Genomic DNA, 7,612 nt, shown 5'->3' on the forward strand with positions numbered 1-7,612 from the left:
GATAGAAAAAGCTAATAATCATCTGGTGCAGTTCCGTGGATAAACTAAAAGTTATTAAGAGGATAATGTATGGAAGAAACAAATTTGAGATGTTGAGGCCAAAAGTTCTTTTTCTTGAGAATAATGGATAATTCAACAATCAGTGTAAAGAAACAGTATTCGGTTAGCCGTAGCATTCTACTTTATCTAATGTTTACAAGTATGAACCAAAAATACAATAAGTATTTAAAACCTCAAAAGATTTTAACAATCTTATTAATCTTAACGTAATAAGAAAACTGGTTGAATATATATACATTGATATGGATATGTTTTTAGATAATCTTAGAAATTTTTGACTAGAAAGGTAAGGTGATGGAAATTAAAGAGACAGTTTGTGCTGTAGTAGTAACATATAATCGAAAAGAATTATTGATAGAATGTTTAGATGCCTTGCTTAAGCAAACAAGACCTATTGATGCGATGTATATTATCGATAACTTTTCAAATGATGGTACATCTGAGTTGTTGAAAGAAAAAGGATACATTACAGAATTGCCGCCTGAAAACATAAGAGTGCCTTGGGAAAAAGAGTTTGAGGTAAAAAACCTACTCAATGGTAGTAGTGTGAAAGTTTATTATATGAGAATGAACGAGAATATCGGTGGTGCTGGCGGATTTCATGAAGGTGTAAAACGAGGATATGAAAGAGGCTATGATTGGCTTTGGTTGATGGATGATGATGCGGAACCAGATACAGAAAGTCTGTACTTATTAAGCAAACATTTTGAGGACCAATCGATAGTTGGGTTAGCAGGAACTGTTTTAAGACCAGATAATTCTATTGCAATAAATCATAGAGGTAAAGTTGATTATACCAATATGTTTCCATTAATTGAAAAGCCTCTTGATGAAATCGAGTATACAAAATCTTCTTGCGACATTCATGTTGCTTCATTCGTAGGATTATTAATACGGTCAACAGCAGTAAAAAAAATAGGTTACCCTAATAAAGAGTATTTTATACACAATGATGATTTTGAATACTGTTTACGACTATCAAAAGTAGGGAAAATTAAATTAATTCCAAGTAGTAAAATTCTTCATAAAGAAGCATCAAAACAAACAATAAAAGAAAGAGTTCCACTGTCAAAATTGTGGTTATCTTATTATGGGAGAAGAAATCAAATAAGCCTTGTGCGAAAATACTCCACTAATAAGCTCAAGTTGTATTTTCAAATCTTAATATCTTTGAGTCGCTCAATTGTTGGAATTATTTTATATGACGATCATAAAATAAAAAGAATCAAATTTGTCATATCTTCTGTACTCGATGGATTTACAGATACTTTTGACAATGACAAACCAAAAAGAATTTTAGGGTTAAAATAGTCATTTTAATATGAACATATAGTAACCGAGTACTCCTTCTTAAACAGGACCTTAGAATTAGTAATATAGAGATATATCGTCTTGAAAATAACTTTAGCTCATCAGATGGTTTTAAAAGGCAGATTGAAAGTGTTTATATTTTAATGTGTGATGAAGATAATTTAGTTGAAAAAGGCAGCTTTAAAAATTGATTCGCTTCCATGGATTAAATAATCTGCCATTATTTAGAAAAATAAAAAGAAAGCAAAAATACTTGCTATTAAAAAATCCTAACAACCTTACCAAGAAAGATAAAGTTGGGCTCGATGAATTGATGGAATATCAGCATCTTGACACAAGAAATTTTCTCATGCAGCTAAGTATCGTCTGGTTTTTTTATTGTCTTGGATAGACTTAATTTAACTTCAAATAAATACCCATTATTTTCGTGAGAGGATCAGTAATTTTTTACAATTGATATAATCGGTATTAATTATAAAAAATTAATCGGTGATGAAAAGTATAGAGAAACTAAAATTGAGGTGTTTTAAATGAATTGTGATCTCTTAATTGTTGGAGCTGGATTAGCAGGTTCTACAGTCGCAAGAATGTTAGCTGAAAAAGGTAGAAAAGTCTTAATAGTTGAACAGCACAAACATATAGCTGGGCACTGTTATGATTACAAAGATCAAGAAGGAATAACCGTACATAAATATGGACCGCATATTTTCCATACAAACAATAAAAAAGTATGGGATTTTGTTAATAGGTTTACAGAATTCAATTATTATCAGCATAGAGTTCTAAGCTATGCTGACGGCAATTATGTTCCTTTTCCAATCAATCGAGATACAATAAAAGAAGTTTTTGGAATTGAAATACCAACTTTTGAAATAAACGAATTTCTCAAAAAAGAAGTAGAAAAGTCAAAATTTAATGATCCTCCTAAGAATTTCAAAGATGTTGTGGTTTCGCAAGTAGGAGAAAAGTTATATGAAACTTTTTTTAAAAACTATACATGGAAGCAGTGGGGAAGAGATCCACAGGAGTTAGCTCCCGAAGTAGCAAAAAGGATTCCTGTAAGGGAAAATAGAGATAAAAGATATTTTTCTGATAAATATCAAGGAATTCCAAAGAATGGATACGCTCAAATGGTTGAAAATATGCTGGATCATGAAAATATATCGATATTACTTGGTATGAATTATTTTGACATCAAAGATCAAATAAAAGCCAATATAACTATCTACACAGGAGAGCTCGATAGATTCTTTGATTACAAATACGGGAAGTTAGAGTATAGATCCCTAGAACTAAGATTAAAAACTTTTGATCAAGAATATTATCAGCCTGTTGCAACTGTAAACTATCCAAACGATTATGATTGGACTAGAATTACTGAATTCAAACATTTCTTGAATGAAAAAACCAATAAGACGACTGTTTGTTTTGAGTACCCGAAAGCTGAAGGAGAACCATATTATATAGTAATGACCGATGAAAATATGAAAAAAAGGGAACAGTACATGGAAGAAGTAAAGAAATTAGAAGAACAAGGTAATTTTCTTTTTGTAGGGAGATTAGCTGAGTATAAATATTATAATATGGACCAAGTTATTGGAGAAGCTTTAACGCGTTCAGTAAGGATTTAGAATATGGCAAAAAGTATATTTAAGAACTATCTATACAACGTAGCTTACCAAATAGTCACTTTATTAGTACCTTTAATAACGACTCCATATATTTCAAGAGTATTGTTGCCTGAAGGTGTGGGAACTGCAGCTTTTATCAATTCCATCACTAGTTATTTTGTGATTGCAGGAACTATGGGTATAAGTTTGTATGGTAATAGACAAATTGCCTATTATAGAGAAGATAAAGTAGAAATGAGTAAAACTTTTTGGAGTATTTTTAGCTTAAAGCTTATTTTTAGTTCTTTTTCAATTATTGCTTATGCTTTTTTTGTACATTTTTTTGTAGATCCTAACCTTCAAATGTTGTATTGGATATCAGGATTTCACTTATTTGGAATGATGATGGATATAACTTGGTTTTTTAATGGCCAAGAGGAATTTCAAAAAACTGTAACAAGGAACTTGATTATTAAACTCATTGGTGTAGTATTGATATTTTCGTTAGTGAAAGACATTAATGATTTGTGGGTATATATCTTCATTTCTTCTTTTACCGCTTTTTTAGGGCAAGCGATAATGTGGATATATATACCAAAAGAAGTGGTTAAAACAAAAATCCGAAGAAGTGATATCTTCTCCCATTTTTTACCTACCTTAAAAATTTTTATCCCTCAAATTGCGATACAAATTTATACAGTTATGGATAAAACAATGATAGGGATAATATCAAATGCTTCTGAAGTAGCTTACTATGAAAATTCCCAGAAGATAGTTAAAATGGCTTTGGGATTAGCTACTTCTTTAGGTGTTGTCATGATGCCAAGAATTTCTAATTATTTTGCAAAAGAAGAATATAACAAAATCAAAGAATATACCGCCAAATCCTTTGTTTATATTAGTTTTTTGACTTTTCCTTTAACTTTTGGATTAATGGGTATTGCAAAGGAGTTTGTACCATGGTTCTTTGGTGAAGCTTTTTTTCCAGTGATACCTAATATGATACTTATTTCACCTATTATGTTAGCAATTGGTTGGAGCAATATTATTGGAGTTCAAATGATGTTGCCTATGAAAAAAGAATTAGGATTTACGTTATCTGTTACTTTAGCTGCAGTGGTAAATTTTATTTTGAATCTTTTTTTGATACAATCATATCAAAGTTTAGGAGCTGCTATTTCGTCTGTCATAGCAGAGTTTCTAGTTACTTTTATTCAGTTTCTTATGATGAGAAGATTTATACAAACCAAGTTATTATTAGAGGTATTCTTGAAATATTTAATTGGTTCTCTTTTAATGCTTTTTGTAATTAGATTAATTGGTTATTTTATGGGTGTTTCTATAATAACAACCGTAATTCAGATTTTTTCTGGGACGTTAGTTTACGGAATCTATTCTATTTTAACTAAATCCGAAGTTGTTTTTTATTTTATTCATAAATTTTTTAAAAGATAAAAATCAGGTGCTAAGACTAACCAAATACTGGTTCTTCCCATCATGATTTGATTATCTTCGTCTAATATAAGTGTCGAAAAATCATTTGTTAATAAAGTAGCACACAAAGAAAGATAGTTAAACTCTGACCCAGATGCAAGATTAGAAGAAGGGATAAAAAGAATAATAGACTGGAACTTTGAAAACAAAGAATGGCTGGCGAAGGTTATAATTGCAGAGAATATTTGAGATTTTATAAAGGGGGAGAAGAGGAAAGCTTTTCTCCAATTAATAAGCATAGGAGATGAGTTTAAATTGAAGAATCCATTAAGTGATGATATTTATAAAAGAAGGATAATAGAACGAAAAGAAGACATTAGAGGGCCTTATTTTCGTGATCAAACAGCAATAATTCATTCAATGCCTTTTAGGAGATTAAAAAATAAGACACAAGTATTTTTCTCTCCTCAAAATGATCACATCTGCACCAGAATAGAGCATTCTTTACATGTATCCACTATTGCTGCTTCTATTTGTAAGGGGCTAGGATTAGATATTGACTTAGCTCAAGCTATCGCTTTAGGGCATGATTTAGGGCATGCGCCTTTTGGACATGCTGGGGAAAAGAAGCTAAATGAACTAGCAAAGGGCATAGGAGGTTTCATTCATGAAGTGCACAGTTTAAGAGTAGTGGATAAATTAGCTAGAACAGGAAAAGGCCTTAATTTAACCTATGCAGTAAGGGATGGGATTATTTCCCACTGTGGTGAAGATTTTACTAAATCTATTAGTCCTGTTAAAGAAGAGAAGGTATTAGAGGAAATTAGAGATAGAAGCACTCTTCCCACTACCTATGAAGGTTGTGTAGTCAGAATGGCAGATAAGATTTCATATTTAGGAAGGGATATTGAAGATGCTATCACTGCACAATTAATAAAAGAGGAAGATATTCCATCAGACGTCCGTGAAAAACTAGGAAAGAAAAACGGAGAAATTATCGATACTTTTGTTACTGATTTAATTGAGTGGTCTGGTGAAAATGGTGAAATAGGATTTTCTAATGAAAAATTCGAACTAATGAATAATTTAAAAGACTTTAATTATAAAAATATATATAGACATAACCGCTTAAAAACTTATATTACTCACGTAGAAAAAATTATCGAAATCATTTTCAACCATTTGGAGAGTATTTTAAGTGAAAATGGACTAGAATATGATAAATATTGTAATACTGATATTCCTCTTGATAAAAGATTTGGGAATTATCTATACAAAATGAGAGAATTGTATGAAAAAAAGAAACCATTTATACCTAAACAAATAGTTTTGGATTATGTTGCAGGCATGACTGATCAATATGCCTTACAATGTGCGAAAGAAATAATCTTTCCGGAGCCGATTAATTTCGATAGAGATAAAGTATGTTCAGAGGAAGATTATCCCGAGTAAAATATTTAAACAATTTAGTAGGTCATAGTTTTTCATCAAAAAATTGAGTGAAACGACCGTTGAGAATCGTATAAAAGAATATTTCCTTAAGAATTCAAAAGAGCTGAAGTTGCTAAAATACTCATGGAATACTATATTGGCAAATGATTTAGTTGATTGTTAGATAAAATATTAGATTGTTGAAAAATATACAAGACGTCTGTACAAGGCGCCTTTTTTTATTGGTTGAGTCTTTATGTTTTCGACTGTGGAACAAAGCTCGGCAGAATCTGTGAATTTTTGATATATTTTTAGATTAGTAAATGAAGCTGCAATGTAAGGTGCACTTACTAAACGAAAAGTGGTTCTTTCCACTGATTGTTGAACCCTATCCATTATTCTCAAGAAAAAGAACTTTCTGTCTCAACATCTCAAATTTGTTTCTTCCATATATTATCCTTTTAATAACTTTCAGTTTATTCACAGAACCTTCTGCTAGTCCATTGTTGTATTCATATACAATAGCATTTCTAACCGCTTGAATATCCCTTTTTAAACCGTTCACAAATTTATCTATATTTCTGATCTTTAAATTACTAGCTTTTTCTCGAAAAGTGTACCACCCTATCACACAAATCCTGTATAATAAATTTGGATAAAAAATTGTACAGGGGGGGAAACGCCCCGAAGGGGGGTTCAAGGAAGGTGATAGAGAAGGTACAATACAATTATATAAGATTTTGGTGTTTAAACACATAAGTATAGCGATATTGATGGCCTAGGATACGTACAGTTACCGTTAGCCATAGCAAATGTTCATTAAAATTAGTAACAGTTTTTAATTGAAAAACGCCCATGTTGGGCGTCTTTTCAGAAACTATTTAAGTAACTCTTTTAGCTCTTCTAGTGTAATGTTTAGAATGTTCTTCTTTATTTGGTTTATGGTTTCTTCATTTGCTTTTCTGATCTTTCCTTTCAATCTTTTATCAAAATCTTCTCCAAACCTTTGGTTTAGAATTTCTATGATTACTTCTCTTTCGCCTTTTCTTTCCCCTTTTTCCACGCCTTCTTCAAATAATGAGGCTCCTATCTTTGTCATTCGTATCACCTCTTTCAGTTTGTTTAGGTACTCTTCCCTTACATAACTATCAGAGAACCCTAATAACGATCCTATTACCGCTTCTTTTTTGTTTTCATCTGGTATAGTGATCGCTAACTCTAACGCTTCTTTTGTCACTTCTTCTTCGCTTTTTTCGTTTCTCATCAATGGCAAGAATACTAAATCCATTAAGTCTTTATCCGTTAGGGTTTCTCCTTTTTCTATCTTTCCTTTTATTTCTTTATACCTTTTTATTCCATCGTACTTTATCATGAATACTTGTAAAACTTTGTATTTGTTTGAGCCCATGTCCAATTCATTTTCTGCACTTTCGTATTTCCCTGAGTATATTACCACCGTGTTTATCTTTCTTCTTTCTTTTTGGTATAACGCTATGTCGTATTGTGAAAATCTTAGTAAGTCTGCTTTCTTCTAGGTAGTTTGAAATTCTAAGTGTAACAGTGAGTTGTCTTCTAATTCAAATACAAAATCCATGTTTTGGTTTGATACGTTTATTACTGGTAGTTCTGTTGGTTTTACTGAGATTATCTTTGGTAAGTTTAGTTCATAATATTCGAGGGTTTCGTTTTTGAATAGTACTGATATCTTTTTGAAGATAATATCCTGACGGTTGTGGGTTATGTTGGTGCCTTTCATCAGCTCCCCC

6 protein-coding genes and 1 pseudogene are annotated in these 7,612 nt (G+C 31.3%); 4 read left to right on the forward strand and 3 right to left on the reverse strand.

What is annotated here, in order from left to right; genetic code table 11:
• Positions 1-354: 354 nt before the first annotated feature.
• The 4 genes from AA81_RS13230 (at position 355) to AA81_RS13250 (ending at position 5,867) form a co-directional block, all read left to right on the forward strand.
• A complete protein-coding gene (locus AA81_RS13230; protein ID WP_211292719.1) occupies positions 355-1,371 on the forward strand; it encodes a glycosyltransferase family 2 protein in 1,017 nt (338 codons plus the stop codon).
• A gap of 530 nt (positions 1,372-1,901) precedes the next feature.
• Complete coding sequence (glf, locus tag AA81_RS13235; RefSeq protein ID WP_103899291.1) at positions 1,902-3,002, forward strand: UDP-galactopyranose mutase; 1,101 nt, start codon at positions 1,902-1,904, stop codon at positions 3,000-3,002.
• Positions 3,003-3,005: 3 nt separating this feature from the next.
• A complete protein-coding gene (locus AA81_RS13240) occupies positions 3,006-4,436 on the forward strand; it encodes a flippase (protein ID WP_103899292.1) in 1,431 nt (476 codons plus the stop codon).
• 294 nt (positions 4,437-4,730) lie between these two features.
• On the forward strand, positions 4,731-5,867 hold the full coding sequence (locus AA81_RS13250; RefSeq protein WP_211292720.1) for a deoxyguanosinetriphosphate triphosphohydrolase family protein: 1,137 nt from the start codon (positions 4,731-4,733) through the stop codon (positions 5,865-5,867).
• 367 nt (positions 5,868-6,234) lie between these two features.
• On the opposite strand, the gene AA81_RS14055 is transcribed toward AA81_RS13250, so the two are convergent.
• The 3 genes and pseudogenes from AA81_RS14055 to AA81_RS13265 all read right to left on the reverse strand — a co-directional run.
• On the reverse strand, positions 6,235-6,477 hold the full coding sequence (locus tag AA81_RS14055) for a transposase (protein WP_169999802.1): 243 nt from the start codon (positions 6,475-6,477) through the stop codon (positions 6,235-6,237).
• Positions 6,478-6,723: 246 nt separating this feature from the next.
• Entirely contained in the window at positions 6,724-7,302 is a 579-nt protein-coding gene (locus tag AA81_RS13260) for an RpnC/YadD family protein (RefSeq protein WP_103899295.1), read from the reverse strand.
• Between the two features lie 75 nt (positions 7,303-7,377).
• Positions 7,378-7,612 (reverse strand): annotated as a pseudogene (locus AA81_RS13265) (hypothetical protein); the annotation flags it as partial.

The organism is Petrotoga halophila DSM 16923 (genome assembly GCF_002924615.1).

What these genes read in the sequence shown, in the direction of transcription:
- AA81_RS13230 (WP_211292719.1), top strand. Translation starts at nt 355, where the DNA reads ATGGAAATTAAAGAGACAGTTTGTGCTGTAGTAGTAACATATAATCGA.
- glf (WP_103899291.1), top strand. Translation starts at nt 1,902, where the DNA reads ATGAATTGTGATCTCTTAATTGTTGGAGCTGGATTAGCAGGTTCTACA.
- AA81_RS13240 (WP_103899292.1), top strand. Translation starts at nt 3,006, where the DNA reads ATGGCAAAAAGTATATTTAAGAACTATCTATACAACGTAGCTTACCAA.